This is a genomic window from Gimesia benthica, from assembly GCF_009720525.1.
Lineage (GTDB): Bacteria > Planctomycetota > Planctomycetia > Planctomycetales > Planctomycetaceae > Gimesia > Gimesia benthica.
The window spans coordinates 2,683,198-2,701,019 of record NZ_CP043930.1 but is presented as its reverse complement, the minus strand read 5'-3'; the positions used below and the strand labels follow the sequence as shown (position 1 = coordinate 2,701,019).

Annotated in this window: 12 protein-coding genes; 11 read left to right on the top strand and 1 reads right to left on the bottom strand. The window is 50.2% G+C overall.

Annotation, left to right across the window (positions count from 1 at the left end):
* The first annotated feature begins 67 nt into the window (after positions 1-67).
* A complete protein-coding gene (locus tag F1728_RS10195) occupies positions 68-937 on the top strand; it encodes an amidohydrolase family protein (RefSeq protein WP_155364007.1) in 870 nt (289 codons plus the stop codon).
* A 52-nt stretch (positions 938-989) separates the two neighbouring features.
* Positions 990-1,892: a hypothetical protein gene (locus F1728_RS10190; protein ID WP_155364006.1), complete on the top strand. Its 903-nt coding sequence runs from the start codon at positions 990-992 to the stop codon at positions 1,890-1,892.
* A gap of 47 nt (positions 1,893-1,939) precedes the next feature.
* Here F1728_RS10190 and der read toward each other — a convergent pair whose 3' ends face one another.
* Complete coding sequence (gene der, locus F1728_RS10185; protein ID WP_155364005.1) at positions 1,940-3,340, bottom strand: ribosome biogenesis GTPase Der; 1,401 nt, start codon at positions 3,338-3,340, stop codon at positions 1,940-1,942.
* Positions 3,341-3,654: 314 nt separating this feature from the next.
* Here der and hpnC point away from each other — a divergent pair, with 314 nt between their 5' ends.
* From hpnC to F1728_RS10140, 9 genes are all read left to right on the top strand, one after another.
* Positions 3,655-4,623, top strand: coding sequence for a squalene synthase HpnC (gene hpnC, locus F1728_RS10180; RefSeq protein ID WP_155364004.1), 969 nt, complete (start codon positions 3,655-3,657; stop codon positions 4,621-4,623).
* Positions 4,624-5,434: 811 nt separating this feature from the next.
* Positions 5,435-8,287 (top strand): ribonucleoside-diphosphate reductase subunit alpha, encoded by a 2,853-nt coding sequence (locus F1728_RS10175; RefSeq protein ID WP_155364003.1) that lies wholly within the window; start codon positions 5,435-5,437, stop codon positions 8,285-8,287.
* Positions 8,288-8,362: 75 nt separating this feature from the next.
* Entirely contained in the window at positions 8,363-9,442 is a 1,080-nt protein-coding gene (locus F1728_RS10170; protein ID WP_350192774.1) for a ribonucleotide-diphosphate reductase subunit beta, read from the top strand.
* Positions 9,443-10,341: 899 nt separating this feature from the next.
* Positions 10,342-11,328 carry a DUF1559 domain-containing protein gene (locus F1728_RS10165; RefSeq protein WP_155364002.1) on the top strand — a complete coding sequence of 329 codons (987 nt, stop codon included), beginning with the start codon at positions 10,342-10,344 and terminating at the stop codon, positions 11,326-11,328.
* A gap of 110 nt (positions 11,329-11,438) precedes the next feature.
* Complete coding sequence (locus F1728_RS10160; protein ID WP_155364001.1) at positions 11,439-11,951, top strand: carboxypeptidase-like regulatory domain-containing protein; 513 nt, start codon at positions 11,439-11,441, stop codon at positions 11,949-11,951.
* A 360-nt stretch (positions 11,952-12,311) separates the two neighbouring features.
* Complete coding sequence (locus tag F1728_RS10155; RefSeq protein ID WP_155364000.1) at positions 12,312-14,090, top strand: CocE/NonD family hydrolase; 1,779 nt, start codon at positions 12,312-12,314, stop codon at positions 14,088-14,090.
* Positions 14,091-14,862: 772 nt separating this feature from the next.
* Positions 14,863-15,507, top strand: a complete 645-nt coding sequence (locus F1728_RS10150) for a hypothetical protein (protein ID WP_155363999.1) — start codon at positions 14,863-14,865, stop codon at positions 15,505-15,507.
* Positions 15,508-15,679: 172 nt separating this feature from the next.
* Positions 15,680-15,997 (top strand): hypothetical protein, encoded by a 318-nt coding sequence (locus tag F1728_RS10145; protein ID WP_155363998.1) that lies wholly within the window; start codon positions 15,680-15,682, stop codon positions 15,995-15,997.
* A 175-nt stretch (positions 15,998-16,172) separates the two neighbouring features.
* Positions 16,173-17,726 (top strand): ApeA N-terminal domain 1-containing protein, encoded by a 1,554-nt coding sequence (locus F1728_RS10140; RefSeq protein ID WP_155363997.1) that lies wholly within the window; start codon positions 16,173-16,175, stop codon positions 17,724-17,726.
* Positions 17,727-17,822: the final 96 nt, after the last annotated feature.

The following is a 17,822-nucleotide window of genomic DNA, read 5'->3' as shown; positions in this document are numbered from 1 at the left end:
TTGCAATGAGTCTTCGTACAGGGTAAAACAACCATGCATCTCAGTTATTTTTCAGGAGAAACCGGGCATGGATCAAGTACCTGTTATCGACACGCATCAGCATCTCTGGGATCTGGATCTATTCGAGTTGCCGTGGTTGCAACTGCCTGGAATGGATGTCCTGCGTCGCAGCTTTCGGATGTCCGACTACCGGGAGGCGACACGAAATTGCCCGGTCGCCAAAACGGTTTACATGGAAGTAAATGTTCACCCGGATCTGCATCCGAAAGAAGCTCGCTACGTACTCGAGTTGTGCGCTCAGTCTGACAACCCGATGTCAGGAGCCGTCATTGGGGGGCAGCCGGGCGAAGCCGGTTTTGAGTCGTACCTGGAAGAGTTCCTCGGGAATCCGTTTCTGAAAGGCGTGCGGAGCATTTTACACGATCCGGATCGGCCGCGGGGCATGTGCCTGACGCCTCAATTCAAACAGAATATCCAGCTGCTTGGTCAGCATGATCTGAGTTTCGATTTGTGTATGCGACCGGCGGAGTATCTGGATGCGGTGGAACTGGTTGATGCCTGTCCGGAGACGCGGTTCATCGTGGATCATTGCGGCAATATGAGTGTGCAGCCCGATCAGCAGGAAGCCCGTGCGGAATGGGAATCGGGACTGCGACAACTGGCTGAGCGGGAGCAGGTGATGTGTAAGATTTCGGGAATCGTGGCGACTGCGACTCCCGAAACATGGAAACCGGCAGACCTCAAACAGAACATCGACTTCTGCCTGGACACGTTTGGCGAAGACCGTGTCTTCTTCGGAGGTGACTGGCCTGTCTGTACGCTGACGGCGACATTTGAAACATGGTACGAGGCACTGCAGTGGATCGTGCAGGATCGCTCCGAGGCTTTTCAGCGAAAGCTGTTCCACGACAATGCGGAAGCGTTTTATCGACTTTAAGGAAGACACGGTTTCAATCCCACAGCTGATTCTCATTCAGGGAGGCAGGAATATGAGGCACTTACTTTTCGCGGTTCTGATCTTGATGGTGCTGCCGCAGGCGGCCTACTCGGATGGGCCGGATGCCGCTGCAGGAGACGCGCTGCTGAAGCTGAATGGGGACTTCATCAAGGCGCACGCAGCCGCGAGAAAACTGGACCTCGCCTCTGGCGGACCGATCATTCTGCTGAAAGATGGTCAACTCGTGTTGATCCGTGGCGGGAAGGAAACGACTTCGGAAATTCTGTTTCCCCGGTATGACACGGTGAAAGTCTTTGCCCACATGCCGGTCGCGATCTACCTCATGCTGGGGCCAGCTGGTGCAGGAGAACTGAATACGAAACGTCTGCAGCAACTGGCCGAGTATCATGGTCAGATAGACCGGGTTGAGAAGCAACTCGATCACATTGGCCTGGAAGGAGAACAGCTGAAGCGGCAGAAACAGTTGCTGGCCGGTTCAAAACAGTTCCTGGAACAGGTGATTCAACAGCAACGCTTTAGTACTGAAGAGCTCTATGCATTCACACGCAGTATGCTGCCGATGATTCAGGCGAATATTGCGGAGGCGGCTGCCAGTCAGCTTGATGCCATGCATCAGCAGGTCATGGTCTGGAAAAAAGAGATGACGCCCGAAGAATGGCAGAAACTCCGGGTGTCGGTGAAGGGGGCTGTGCTGGCCCGCGAGGGTAATCTGGCGATGCAATATTTTGAACGCCTGCTGAATCTCGAGGGACCCGGCATGCGGCTGATTTACATGGAACGCTATGTGCCTCCCACACCGATGCAGACCCTGCTGGCGACCCGCTCTGTGGATCGCGGGATCAGTATCGCCTTTTTCGACAATCCCGATCGCATGTTCCGCGACGTTCTGGCAGACGCCGCGGCGGCGCACATTAAGCAGATGAACTTCGATTAGTGTGTCGTGCGAGTGTTAGTGCCTTCGGTGGGGTAAGCAGAAAATGCCTACTCCTGCTCGAAGTCTTCCTCGAGCTCGTCACGCATATCCAGGCTGGGGCCGATGTCTTCCTTGAGATCCTTGGAGCGGTAGTAGATCTTGATCGGGATCTCATTGAAGGGGAGTTCTTCCCGCAGCACGCCGCTGAGGTAGCGTTTCCAGGATTCGCTGAACAGTTTCGAATCGTTGCACTTCAGAACGATGGTCGGCGGTTCGGTGGCGACCTGGGTGGCGTAGAAGATTTTCGGACGTCGGTTCTTGGAGTAGGGGGGCTGATTATTTTGAATCGCCGCCCGCACGACCTTGTTGAGCCGCCCGGTGGAAACGCGCTTGCGGGACTGCTTGTAGATCGTCTGTGCCAGGTTGACGACCTGCTTGATGTTCTTCGAATCGCGGGCGGTCACCAGGGCGACCGGGGCGTGCCGCATGGTGCGGAACTGGCTGGTCAGGTATTCGTCCCACTTCTCCGATGTCATTTTGCTTTCGCGGGCCAGGTCCCATTTATTCACGACGAAGATACAGGGTTTGTGGTTCTCTTCAATTTCCGCGACCAGCTGTTTGTCGACCTTGGAGATGGTCTGCTGGGAATCGAAGAACATCAGTACCACATTGGCGCGGCGGATACTGCGTTTGGCGCGGGTCAGGCCGTAGAATTCGATGTCATTCGCCAGACTCTTGCGTTTCCGCACACCCGGCGTGTCGATAGCCAGGAATGATTTGTCGTCGAACTCAAATCGGATGTCGACGCTGTCCCGCGTGGTGCCGGCGACTTCGCTGACGATCATGCGTTCTGACTCGGCCAGGGCGTTGATGAAGGTGCTCTTCCCCACGTTCCGCCGACCGACGATGGCGATTTTGAGTTCGGGTGGATTGGAGAGATGTTCGCCTTCCGATTCTTCAAACTCTTCAGCCGGGGGGAGGTTATCCAGAATTGTGTTGATCAGTTCATTCCGGTTGCGGTTCCCTTTGACACTGGTGAGCACGACGGGCGCTTTGGTCAGACCAAAAAACTGGGCTGCTTCGTCATCGGTGCGGGTGGAATCGCATTTGTTGACACAGAGGATTTTGGGCTTTTCGATTGAACGGAGCCGCTGGGCGACTTCTTCGTCCAGGTGGGCCAGGCCCATGGAACCATCTACAACAAACAGGATCAGGTCTGCTTCGTCGATGCCGACCTGGATCTGGCGTTCAATGTCTTCCGACAGATCGTCGCTGTCGGTAATGCCGATGCCCCCCGTATCGACGAGTTCGAAGTAGCGTTCTTTTTCATGTACGAGGTACGTGACGCGGTCGCGGGTCACGCCGGCGGTCGGATCGACAATCGCGATCCGGTGTCCGGCGATCCAGTTAAAGATCGAACTTTTGCCTACATTCGGGCGGCCGACGATGGCAATTTTGGGTATGGCCATGATGAATCTATATTATCCAAAGGAATCGTTTTCAGTTTGAATTCGACGGGAGCCGGTTCACTCGCTTGATTTCCCGCTGTCGGGGCTGTATCCCTGAAAGCTGGCAGGGGGAAACGGTGAAGCGCCTGTCAAATCGGAGCTGATTGCTGCTGACATTCAAGCCGGTGAGGGGACCGGGCGGTCACAAACAGAGCTCGGCGAACCACAGCCTGCGGTTCGCATATTATAGCGGCTGAGTCATATTTCTACAGGTTATCCAGTTGACCGGCGATTGTTAATCAACTGGAGCCCTGCGTTTGGGAACTTCCGGCTAAATGACGGTATTTGAGCATGAATTAGCAGCCTGGGGACCGGATTCGGCCTATTTTGAGGGGACGGATGCTCCTGTTTCCCTGTCGGAGGCACAGGCCTACTGTCGGCGGGTCGCGCTGGGGCATTACGAGAATTTCCCCGTCGTCTCCTGGGTGCTGCCGCGTGAGTTGCGCACGCACTTCTTCAACGTGTATGCCTTCTGCCGCTGGGCCGATGATCTGGGGGATGAAATCGAAGGCGCAGAGCGATCGCTGGCGCTGCTCAGCTGGTGGCGATCGCAGCTTGAAGCCTGTTACGCCGGACTGCCTCAGGCAGGACAGGAACATGGCTCAGAGACGGTCAAACTGCACCCGGTCTTCATTGCGTTGATGCCGACGATTGTTGAGTTCGATCTGCCGCAGCAGGCCTTTGATGATCTGATTCAGGCGTTCGAACAGGATCAGCGGGTACAGGAATACGAGACATTCGCACAACTGCTGGAGTACTGCCAGCGAAGTGCCAATCCGGTGGGACGACTGGTCCTGCATCTGTGCCGATCAGTGACCGAGGAGAACCTGGCGTGGTCCGATTCGATCTGCACAGGCCTGCAACTCGCGAATTTCTGGCAGGATGTGGCCCGGGATTATGAGATCGGCCGCATCTATCTGCCCGCGGAGGATCGACATCAGTTCGGTTATTCCCGGGAGCAGTTAGAGAACCGTGAATTTAACCCTGCATTTCAATGTCTGCTGGCGTTTGAGGTCGAACGGGCGCGTAAATATCTGCGGGACGGATTACCTTTGGTGGCCCGCCTGCCGGGCCGTCTGCAGGTGGATATCGATCTGTTTGCGCGGGGAGGTTTGAGGATCCTGGATCATGTGGAAGGCGTGCAGTTCAACGTCTGGAAAACGCGGCCGGTCGTCTCAAAGGGAGAGTTCTTCGGCCTGTTGATGCAGAGTCTCGCCCGGCGGTGGGGTCTGTTGGGACGTTAGGTCCCCGATTCAGCCGTCCCGTTCCTGCAAATTCAGTGGGGATTAAGTTCTGATGAAGAATGGTGAGTTCGCCCCGTTTGCCCTCTATTAAGCTGGTCTCATTTTGCAAGATGCAAGGGGATCGGTGAGTTTGACGATGGGCTGATTCGGAAAAGATTCTTTTGATTTTTTTCGTGAGTTCGGGGTTGGATTTGAATGAAATTTGTGTGTAATTTCTACAAATACAGGCTTTTGATGAGTCTGGTTAATGATTCTTGACATCTTTGGACGATGTCCAACATTTAGTATTGACTACTGAAATATACACACTATATTGGGTATTATGAGTGAGTGACACAGATGAAACAGTACACGGCTGTTCCGTTCTGGGTCAAAAAGAAGTTGGTTTTCACAAGCCTTGGGATGGTAAATCTCCGGATCGTTGCGGGCCGCGTTTTTGTCGCTTTTCAGAGTGCTCAACGTGTCTGCTGATGACTCGAAAAACCTGTCTGACAGGGACTTGCTGGAGCCTCGACTCTCACATGCGGTTATTGTTCAGAAATCGAATTTCAGATCAGTGAGGGTTCTGTAAGAGCAAACGGAGTTGCCAGTTCATGCAATGCGTAAATGCTGCCTGCCTGCTCCATTCTCTTTATGTTTCCTGTCTTTTCTGTTGTGTCATTTCTGGCAATGAGAAGCGAGAGCACTTCATGTAGTGTCACTGGGGGTGTCACTGCAGATCATCTCACCACACATCTTTTGGATACACCTAAGCTGCTGTCGGCATGGACACAGCCGGATTTTTAGCATTCCATTTTAAGGAGGCAATCGAATGATTCGAGCGCAAACAGAATGGATCGTCAGGAAGCGCGGGGGCCGCAAAGCTCCGTTTGATGCTTCGTTGATCGGTCGAGCAATCTCCAACGCTTTTCGTGCAGAACTGAATCTCGCGGAAAATCAGCCACTCGATGATGAAATCCGGATGGAAATTCCGGAGATGGTCGAGACAGTGGCCAACGAAATTTCTTCAGCAGCCAGCAGTGATGAAGGCATTGAAGTCGAAAAGATTCAGGACGTCGTCGAGATGATGCTGATGCGTCGCGGGCACTACCGGATCGCCCGTCGCTACATCGTCTATCGTGCCGAACGCGCCAAACTGCGGGCCCTGCGTGGCTCCTCAGAGCTGGAAGACGCTGCAGACGAGCTCAAGTCTTCCGCACCCCGGTTCCATGTGATCCTCAAAGACGGCACGAAAGTTCCCTTTGACGAATCACGAATTCTGGCCCGCCTGTCGGAAGCCTGTCGCGGCCTGGAAGGGGACTGCTCAGCAGAAGACCTGCTGGAAGAAGTCATGCGTTCCATCTTCGATGGTATCTCCGTAGAAGAACTGTATCGCGCCATGATTCTGGCAGCCCGGACCCGTATCGAACGGGATCCCGCTTACGATACCGTTGCTTCACGCCTGATGCTGAAGATCATTTATAACGATGCCCTGGGTAACGCTCCCGCGGACGTAAATGAGCTGAATCAGCTGTACGTCGATCGGTTCCAGCAGTTCCTGAATGATGGTATCGAAGCCAAACGTCTGAGCCCCGATCTGCTCAGCTTTGACCTGAATCGTATCGCTCTGGCCCTCGAACCCAAGCGGGATCACCTGTTCCAGTACCTGGGACTGCAGGCGATCTTTGACCGTTACCTGCTGCACATTGGCGGCCGTCGCATTGAAACACCTCAGTATTTCTGGATGCGTGTTTCCATGGGCCTGGCAATCCAGGAGCAGGACGATCCGACCGGACGGGCGATTGAGTTCTACAATATTCTTTCAACCTTCCGCTTCACCTCTGCGACGCCGACCCTGTTCAACTCAGCCACACTGCACCCGCAGTTGAGCTCCTGTTACCTGTCGACCGTCGATGACGACCTGGATCATATCTTCAAGTGTGTTTCCGACAACGCCAAGCTCTCCAAGTGGGCCGGCGGACTGGGGAACGACTGGACTCAGATCCGGGCGACCAACTCGCACATCAGTGGTACCAACGGCCAGAGCCAGGGCGTGATTCCGTTCCTGAAAGTGGTCAACGATACGGCTGTGGCTGTGAACCAGGGTGGCAAGCGGAAAGGGGCTGTCTGCTCCTACCTCGAAACCTGGCACCTGGATGTCGAAGAGTTCCTCGATCTGCGGAAGAACACCGGCGATGATCGCCGTCGTACTCACGACATGCACACCGCCAACTGGATTCCCGACCTGTTTATGCGTCGCGTTCGCGAAGACGCCGAATGGACTCTGTTCAGCCCGGACAGTGTACCCGATCTGCATGACCTCTACGGTCACGATTTCGAAAAGCGGTACGTCGAATATGAACAGATGACCGAAACCGGCGAGATCAAGCTGTTCCGGAAGGTTTCTGCTGTCGAACTGTGGCGGAAGATGCTGACCCGTCTGTTCGAAACCGGTCATCCCTGGATTACCTGGAAAGATCCGTCCAACATCCGTTCTCCGCAGGATCATACCGGCGTGGTTCACAGCAGTAACCTCTGTACTGAGATTCTGCTCAACACCTCCCGTGATGAGACCGCTGTCTGCAACCTGGGTTCCGTCAACCTCAAGCTGCACATCGTCGATGGTCAGCTCGACCTGGGCATGCTGGAAGAAACGGTTCGCACTGCGATGCGGATGCTCGACAACGTGATCGACATCAACTACTACCCGACTGCCGAAGCACGCAACTCCAACACCCGCCATCGTCCCGTCGGTCTGGGCGTGATGGGCTTCCAGGACGCTCTGCTTGCCCAGGGAATCAGCTATGCCAGCATGCAGGCGGTTGAATTCGCCGATGCCAGCATGGAAGCCATTTCCTACTTCGCGATTCTGGCTTCGTCCGAACTCGCCGGAGAACGGGGGCGCTACGGTTCCTATCACGGTTCCAAGTGGGAACGCGGCCTGTTGCCGATCGATACGCTCGACCTCTACGAGAAAGAGCGGGGCGTGCCGATTGACGTGGATCGTCAGACCCGTCTGGACTGGCAGCGTGTTCGCGATTCGATCGCTGCGAACGGCATGCGTAACAGTAACGTGATGGCAATTGCACCTACGGCAACTATCTCCACGATTATCGGTGTGTCTCAGTCGATTGAGCCTTCCTACAAGCATCTGTATGTGAAGAGCAACCTGTCTGGTGAGTTCACCCAGGTCAACCGTCAGCTGGTGGACGACCTGAAAGCCCTCGACCTGTGGGATGCGGACATGCTGGAAGCTCTCAAGTACTACGATGGTTCGGTCGTCGAAATTGAGCGGATTCCTGATGATGTGAAGGCCCGTTATCTGACGTCATTCGAAGTGGAACCCAAGTGGATTATCGAATGTGCGGCCCATCGCCAGAAATGGATCGACATGGGGCAGTCACTGAATCTGTACCTCTCAGAACCGTCCGGGAAGAAACTGCATGAAATGTACATGCTGGCCTGGGAACGCGGTCTGAAAACTACGTACTACCTGCGAACGCTGGCAGCCACCCAGGTTGAGAAATCGACCGTGGACGTCAACAAGTTCGGCATTCAGCCCCGCTGGATGAAGAACGCCAGTGCTTCCGGCGACATCCAGGTGGAACGGTCGGTTCAGCCCGCTACCGTGGTGGCTCCCGGTCAATCCTGTAATCTGGATGGTGATTGCGAAGCCTGCCAGTAATCTGGCGGGCTGCGTCCCACGATCCGTATTTGTGCTTACGTTACTTTTCCAAATGGATTTTAATGAGGTGTTATGATGACAATTCTCAATTCCAATACATCCGGTTCTCCTTCACTGACTCCCGTAGGAGATACCCCCACGGGCCGTTTCAAGGCGGATAAAAAACGACTGATTAACTGCTCGCAGGTTGATGTCAACCAGCTGATGCCGCTGAAGTATCACTGGGCCTGGGAACATTACCTGAATGGCTGTGCGAACCACTGGATGCCCACCGAAGTCGGAATGACCAAGGATATCGAAATGTGGCGTTCCAGCAAGCTCAGCGAAGGTGAGCGGTTTGTGATCATGCGGAACCTGGGTTTCTTTGCGACTGCAGAGAGCCTGGTGGCCAACAACATTGTGCTGGCGATCTTCAAGCATGTGACCAACGCTGAATGCCGTCAGTACCTGCTGCGTCAGGCGTTTGAAGAAGCCGTCCATTCCCATACCTTCCTGTACATCGTGGAAAGCCTGGGACTCAATGAGTCTGAGGTCTTCAACATGTACCACGAAGTGCCTGCGATCGCCAAAAAAGATCAGCTGGAGATGGAACTGACTTCCGAAATTCTGGATCCTGATTTTTCCACCGATTCCTTCGAAGGAACTCAGGCATTTCTGAAGAACCTGATCGGCTACTACCTGATCATGGAAGGCCTGTTCTTCTACACCGGTTTCGTGATGGTGCTCTCGTTCCATCGCCGCAACATGATGACCGGAATCGGGGAACAGTTCCAGTACATCCTGCGGGACGAAACCATTCACCTGAATTTCGGGATCGACCTGATCAATGGCATCAAGCAGGAAAACCCGGAAGTCTGGACTCCCGAGTTCCAGCAGACCATTATCGAGCGCGTCAAGTACGCAGCCGAACTCGAAATCGAGTACGCTAAAGACTGTCTGCCCACAGGGATTCTGGGACTGAACGGCGATCTGTTCCGCGAATACGTGCAGCACATTGCTGACCGTCGTCTGGAACGCATCGGTCTGCCCGCCCAGTACGGTTCTTCGAATCCGTTCCCGTGGATGAGCGAAACCATGGACCTTTCGAAGGAAAAGAACTTCTTCGAAACCCGCGTGACCGAATACCAGAGCTCAGGATCACTGAGCTGGGACTGATTCGTCCGCGACAAAATGGAATGCACCCTCGAAGGGACCACCAGCCGGTGGTCCCTTTTTTGATGCGCGTGAAGAATGGGGGAAAATGGAAGGCGGGGCTCCAACCAAAGCGTTTTATCTGTGGCTGTTGAAAAGAGATAAACCAACGCAGCTGGCGATAGCCGACTGTATTAGAGAGTTCACCGTCCTATGATTCTGGTGATCTCTGGTGCGAAATTAATTGGCAATCATCAAAAAGTTATGGCACTCGCGAAGTTCTCATCCAATGTCTCAAAGACTACCCATTCTGAGACGACGAAATACAATTTCGCATAAGTGAAGCATGGATAACAGTTTGTGTCTCGATGCCTCATGTCCGGTAAACTGAGAATTTTAACGACCCCTTTTGATACCCGTGACGGCACATGCTTTGCATTACTGTGTGCTGGAACATGGCGCTCTGTCCCCTCCTGCTGAAGACCTCTCTTCGAGCCTCACGTTGAATGTCCTCTTGCTACATCTCATCCACTATTACATCAGGACAAGAACAAGAGTTACTTATTGGAAAACAATTCCTTGTGCCATTCTACAAATCCCCTTTTCATTCCTGGAAATGGTGATTCAGAAGGCGGGGCAGGAGTCTGCACAGTTTGTTGGAGACTCCCTTTTAATTCGGGGAACCGATGTTCATTTTAGAATTTAGTATTGAATCAATGGCTTAACCATAGTTTAATAAATAAAATAAACGAACTGTTTTCCCTCCAATAAGTGACCCTCCAATACGCTATCGACCTTCGTTTGTGAGAAGCCTTCTCAATACCATCATCACGAAACTAATCCAGCACACATATTAAGCTTCTGTATTTTCTAATCCTGTGGATTTATCTCTAAACCTATGAATTTTAAGAGGGAGTTATTTGATGTCGAGGACCATACACAACAAGAAGGGTTTTACTCTGATTGAACTGCTGGTGGTAATTGCAATTATCGCTATTTTGATTGCATTGCTGCTCCCTGCCGTACAGCAGGCGCGCGAAGCGGCCCGCCGTTCCACCTGCAAGAACAATATGAAGCAGCTTGGACTGGCGTTGCACAATTATCACGATGCTCACAGCAAGTTTCCCTACTCGAGTGCCAACAATGCCATGGTCTGGAAGCAGGCCGGCGATCCGATCCTGAATCAAACAGGCTGGACGCTGCTGCTGCCCTATATTGAACAGACTGCACTATATAATCAGTTCAACTTCAGTGCCGCCCAGCGCAACAGTACATTTAGCGGATGGTCTTCGAACAGTGCGGGAACCGTGATGGGCGCGTCTGCAGACATCACCGCGAATATGGAGCTGACGAAAAAGGTCATCGCTGTTTTCAATTGTCCGAGTGATGACAACAACCAGACCTACAATGCCGTGTCTCCCAACTACGGCTGTGGTGTCTCGGGAAGTGCCATGACCAACTACGGGTTCAGTGTCACCTCCGGTACGGGCCCCTGGGCGTTGTGGCGAAATGAAGGAGCTACCACAAGAGCGCTCTTCGGGGAGAATTCCGATTCTGATATCTCGAAGATCAAAGATGGGACCAGTAATACCGTCATGGTCTGCGAAACGACTCGTCAGGTGCGGGATGGAACCGGTAACTACTGGGGCTGTAGCGTCTATGCAGGAAATGGTGTCAACCTGGGTCACAGTCGGGGAATCAACTACTGGCTCTGTTGCTCCTGGACTCCTCCAATGACGGAACGTCCCGGCGTACTGGGATCTTACAGTATGCCCGGAAGTGCCCATGTCGGCGGTTGTATGATTCTGCTTGCCGATGGTGCAGTGCGTTTTCTCAGCGAGAACGTCGATGCTTCTATCCGCACCGGCCTCTCCAGAATCAAAGACGGCCAGGTACTCGGTGAATTCTGATCATGGAATTTGTTTTCCGATATGTCTGATGCTTACGGATGAGGAAATCCGTGAGCATCAGACTCTTTTCTCTTATTCAATCCTGCTTCTTCTTACTCTGGTGGAACAACATGAGCGCGTGCTTAGATACGATGCGTCAATTGACTCGAGGAACCGCGATCCTTTTTGCGGTAATGCTGACTGCTCTTTCCGGTTGTGGCGGTTCGGATACCGGTCCCGGCACTGATATGATTCCTGTTACGGGATCCGTGACGATGGATGGAGAACCGCTTGTCGGTGCCATGGTTGAATTTCATCCCACGAGCGGAACGAAAGGGAATGGCGCTTTTGGCCTGACCGATGAGGCGGGCAAGTTTACTTTGACTGACTACCATTCGAATCCGGGATGCCCTCCCGGGGAGTACGGTGTGACCTTCTCGAAGATCACCCTCCCGGACGGGTCTCCGATTCCTCCCGATTCCCAACAAGGTGGAGTCGGGATGAAAGAACAGATTCCGCCTGCCTATAACCTGTTCAAGCCACATGCGATTATCCAGGCAGCCTCAGTCAAAGCGCCGGAATCGACATTCGAATTTCAACTCGACTCAAAATTCAAACCCCCGCAGTCGTTTTATCATGAATAGTCAGCGGGTCTCAAATGTGACCCGGGACTGATTCATCTGCAACAAAATGAAACACCCTTCAAAGGGACCACCGCCGGTGGTCCCTTTTTTATTGCGCGTGAAGGGTTGAGAGAAAACTACTGGCTCTGGCAGATCGTTACTGTTGTTCGGGGATGAACGTGATAGACTAATGCCAGGGTCTGTTCCCACTACGGCAAGACTTGATTTTCCTCCAAATCCTGAAGGTGGCTTAAGACAGTAAATGGGGTCAGCGACTCTTAAAAAAGAGATGAAGCATTTAGCATAACAACTTTTTAGTCATGACCGTATTCTAAATATATTTCACGTCCAACTATCTGGAGCGTTTCAGGAGCAAGCCCCATGTACTCCAAGCGAATTCGATTATACATCGCATATTGTTTAACTTTGCTTTCAGCAATCATCCCGGCCGAAATCCTCTCAGCGTTCGATACTGAACCGATCAAGGTTGAAGTCAAAGAGAACGTTGCCGTGCCGATGCGCGACGGGGTCATACTGAGGGCAAACGTTTTTCGGCCCGATCGCGGCGGACCCTACCCCGTTTTGGTAATGCGTACCCCGTATGGAAAGTCGAAGCGAATGGATCGCTATGTCAAAGCGGGTTATATCGTCGTGTCTCAGGATGCTCGTGGACGATACGATTCGGATGGGGAGTGGGAGTCGTTTGTGCGTTTCAATACGCATGATGCGGAAGACGGGTACGATACGGTCGAATGGGCGGCAAAGCTGGAAGGTTCCAACGGAAAAGTCGGCACGTTTGGAGGGTCCTACAATGCCTTCCTTCAATGGCGATTAGCCCCATTGAGGCCACCCTCATTGGTCGCCATGTGCGCTTATAGTATCCCGGCGCGCTATACCGATCTGGAAGGTCCGGGTACGATCCGACCCGGGCGTCGGCTCCATTGGTGGTCCGTCTCCATGTCGCCGGACATGCGCCGTCGTGCGGAACGGGAAGGCACTCACGCACGCGCTGCAGCACAAACAGAATGGACTTCTGGTAAGTCCGAGCACTGGCTGAATTTTCTCCCCTACCTGGATTTACCGCAAGAAGTATTCGAGGATGAAATCAAGCCTGTCCGTTACTGGCTGAAGAATCCTTATACAGATCCCTGGAAGCTGCACAAATCCGTGGATGAAATCACGGTCCCGAATTTAAATATCATCGGCTGGTCTGACCATTGCAACGGAGACCTGATGCTGGATCGTGCCATCAGGTCGGAGGGGGGGAGTAAGGTGGCACGCAAGGGTTCGCGCACGATCGTCGGCCCGTGGCCTCACGGAGGTTTTAAACGCCGCCGCTACGGGAACATCGATTTTGGTCCACAGGCCGTCTTTGATCTTGCGGCTTACCAGATACGCTGGTTTGATTATTGGCTGAAGGGCAAGCAGAATGGCATCGATGAGACTGCATCCTATCGCATCTTTGTCATGGGAGACAACGCATGGCGTGACGAGCCCGATTGGCCACTGGAGCGGGCTCAAGACAAGGTCCTCTATCCAGGCAGCGCTGACGGAGCGAACACTCCCGCCGGCGATGGGAAGTTGACGGTCGATTTACCGTCGCAACAGGGCACAGACAACTATCGCTACGATCCCGAGAACCCGGTGCCTTCCCTGCATGGAGAACGATTAATTCAAATTCCGACGGACCAGCGGCCTTTAGCCCAACGTCAGGATATTCTGGTTTATCAGACGGAGCCCCTGACTGAGCGCATAGAAGTGACAGGAAATCCCATTGTGGAGTTGCACGCCGCATCGTCTGCACCCGATACCGATTTCATTGTTCGATTGATCGATGTGCACCCGGACGGACTGGCACGCGATGTGTCGATGGGGATGGTACGGGCCAGGTATCGCCAGGGACTCGATCAGCCGAGTCTGATTAAACCGGAAGCTGTTGTAAAATACACGATCCGCATGAACCCCACATCGAATGCATTTCTGCCCGGTCACAGGATTCGCCTGGATATCACCAGTTCGGACTTCCCGAATTACGATCGCAATCACAACACGGCGGCGAATCAAAACGCCGACGCAGAACTGAAGATCGCCAACCAGACCATTTATTTTGGCAGCAAATACCCCACCAGAATCGTGCTGCCATGGATACAGAGTGAATGACAGGCGCTACTGCCAGGCGGCACAGTTCTCGTATCGGGCGACAAGGATGCTCAGTTGCCACCTGTCGTGCACCCCTTTAATCCCGATGCTCGTGATGGAGAACTGGGAGAATCAATGAAACCTGTAATTCAGGATTACTATCAATGCGGTAACGTTTCTGAAGTGGGAGAACCTCTTAGTTTCGATAGATCCAAGTCCTGCGCCCTTGGCACCAGAAATGTAGTGGGGTTTTATGTTTCTACGCCCCAACTTACAGTAGTCTTGTATCGCCCGGAAGACGTTCTCTTGCTGCAAGTCGAGCAGTGTTCGGATACCGTATCGGCGTTCGAACTCGGCCGACTATGGATACATCGCTCTATACTATCACCCGCAGAGCAGACCACAGACTGTTCTAAAATTTGCATAAACATTGAGGCAGGGGAGTGCGTCACAAGTTTTCGCAGAAAATCATGCAGACGGGAGTTTTCGCTGAAAATGCGTGGCAAGCGAATTCTGTTGCTCCAGTATGAAATCAGAGAATCTGTTTTCGATCCAACAATGGACCTAATTGACGAGCATGGGGAAGACTTTTGGATGTGGTTGGACTACGTTCTTCGAATCAAAGACCTTTCCAGCCAGCTTTTTCTGTGAAGCCGGATAGAAAAAGGGGTTAGGACTCTTAAAAAAGAGACCAGTCCCCTTTAATAGATCCTTAGATGGATCCGTTGAATGACAGCTAAAAGCAAGTAATAGTTGCTGAATAATTCTGGCCCCTCCGAGGAATATCATACAGATGTATTATATCAGTGGAAGCATCGTTGGTTTTGCTATCAAAATTGAATCGATTCAAAAAATAAATAAGAAAGAAGCCGAAGGTTATATTCAGTTGTTTTTAGAACAAGTGAAACAAGAGGACGGTATCGATCCTAACATTCCTAACAACGAACTATCTGAAGATTTATTAGAGTGCTACAAGATGCATGAGTCCAATCTAAGGAAAATATTTGGTCTTCCACATGACCCAATAGAGCCTAACGGTTCATTAGTACTTCCCTTTCGATTTATACGTGATCTATTTGGAACAGAGTTGGAAATAGATATCAACATTGTTGAAATGCCTCCAATTCATGATCTGGAGTTCAAAAACAGTAAATTGAACGGACCCTATAAGACACCCTTTGGATTTCCCCCTGAAGATGAAAATATCGCATACTTAACTCTGGAGGAAATCAAAGAAGAAAGACAACAACTGGAAGGCTGTCTTCAGAAAACATATGAAGAAGTTAGGGATTTTAGAGGGATGAATCCTCAGCAAATTGAGGAAGAAAAAGAAGTATGGACTAATCTAATTTTTCCAGCGAGAGAGACATATCTGGATTGGCTGGATTATTGCCTCCTAAAGGAAATGGATTTGATTATTATCGAATATTTAAATTGATCAGTGGGTAGTTCACACCATCAGAGCTCTTTGAATGTCGGCCCGAAACAAGTAATGGTTACTGAATAATTTTATCTCCTGCGAGGAATTCCCTTCGAGAAGAGAAAAGGGGGCTCTGATAATTATTCTTTAAGTTATGAGGTTGGTAATGCGGACATATGGTCTGGGGCGAATGACAAGTTTGCAAGTGGACGTCTTGGATTTGGGAGGTGCGCTTTGTGGAGTACCAGGCGACATAGCTAAGGAAGAAGATCGAATTGAAGCAATGAGACAAGCATTACAGAGCCTTAAAGAAGAAACGGGGGAGGACTTTGGGTACAATATAGAAAAATGGCATCACTATCTTCAGTCATCAGATGAATTTAAAAAAGCTTATACTTTTAGGAGCGGTTGGGATGAAGTATGCGCTGGAGTAAAAGAATTAGTTGCTGACAAAGACCACTCAAGGCGAGTTGAATTGGCCCAGCAAACAATGGATGAAGAGATGTAAAAGTAACAGGAAGGGATAAAAAAGGGTCAGCGACTCTTGAAGAAGAGACCCGACCCCTTTGTTGGCCCTTTAATAATCCCAGGATTTCTTATGTCAGACCTCTTGTCCCTTTTAAAAATATTTAACTCGATGAGTCGAATATGCTTTTCGACTTTATTAATGAGAGATTGGATGTATGGCCGAGTTAAAAGATGTCAAATCCGTTTTTGAGGACATTAAAGTTGAGGGAGAATGGTGGTTGCCTGAAACACCACAAAAAACAATAAGAGGTACTCTGATTGGTAAAGAAGCCGAAGATTTTGTATTGAATACAGAAGATAGCCTTGAGGATTTTAGTCTCTCAAACATACCGTTCAATACGCTAAGTAATGCTGATACAAAATACGATTTGATCATCTTGGGGAGCTCTAGGCGAGGTCAAATATATACTTTGGTGTCATGTTTTTTATTTGCACATAAATACAATTATAATAGAGCTTCAGGGGTTCAAACCAATGATTACTCTTATGCTGTTAATCGAATTATTGAAGGAGCACATTTAAGTACATATGAAGAATTATGTTTCGATAAAATCAAATTTGGAATTAGTAATTTTGAGGATTGGCATGGATTAAATGCATTTAAAGCTAAGCACGATCATGAAAACAATATCATCGATTTTCGTTATTCCCGTCCAGATATAATTACAATTATTGATAATGAAAATATAACTGCGGAAATAGAATATATTTACAAACCACCTTCAGTCGAATATGCACAAAAAGCAGGAACAATATCACATTCAGCGCGTATCGTTATTAGAACGAAAAAAACAAAACTACCATTGGAAGACTTCAAAAATACAGGGCAAACTTCTTTAAACGATCATTTATTAAACATTGAAAAATTTATTCAATTTGCAGTGCAAAAAGAAGTTTATTCATACGATTTGCAAGTATACAAAAATGAAATGCGTAATCCTGTTGATTCAAATTATGAATACCCTCTTAAGTTTTTTCGAATGATTAGGCCTCGTTCTGATATAACGCCAATCCACTTTACGAAAATGCTTTTTGCTTGGAAGGCTGTCGCAGACGACCCTCAGAAATATTTTCAAGCTTGGTCAGATACTCTTGAAGATATTGATATGCCAATATGGTTATATTTTAGTTCTTTTGATAAAAAGGCTTACGCTGATCAGCGTTTTATGCAATTGGTTCAGGCTTTAGAAGGTTATCATCGGATTCGATTTTCTGATCAATCAATACCATCAGAGGAGCATATTTCATGTGTTAAAAAAATTGTTAAGTTATGCACTGAAATTAAATCATGTGCAGATATTGGTGCTCAAAGAAATGGTGAAAGAAGGGGACTTGGCAAATGGATTAATGGAAAGTTGAAATATTCGCATGAACCAAGTTTGGCTGATCGTTTGCGACAGTTATTTACTAAGAATATTGAATTAGCAAAATGGTTGACGAATGAATCCAAAACCAAGCCAAAGACTATGAATAAATTTGCCGAACTGGTTGCAAGCAGACGAAACGAATATGCCCACTGCTTGGGAGATGCTGGTGAAGAATTTACACATGCACGACGAACGCAAACAATAATTCTAATGCGGTTAATCTTTGCTATTATTCTCTTAGAAGAAACTGGTTTTAGTGGTGATAAAATTGATCAAATTATCCGTGGTTACTTGGAATCTGATCAGTTAAAAAAATCTCTAACTAACGAACCTTTAAAATAAAAAATAGAATTGAATAACGATGGAAATGAGCCGGCACCAGTTTCTCTTTCGCGTGTCTTCATGTCAGATTCGGTTCTCACACCGACTGATCGTTTT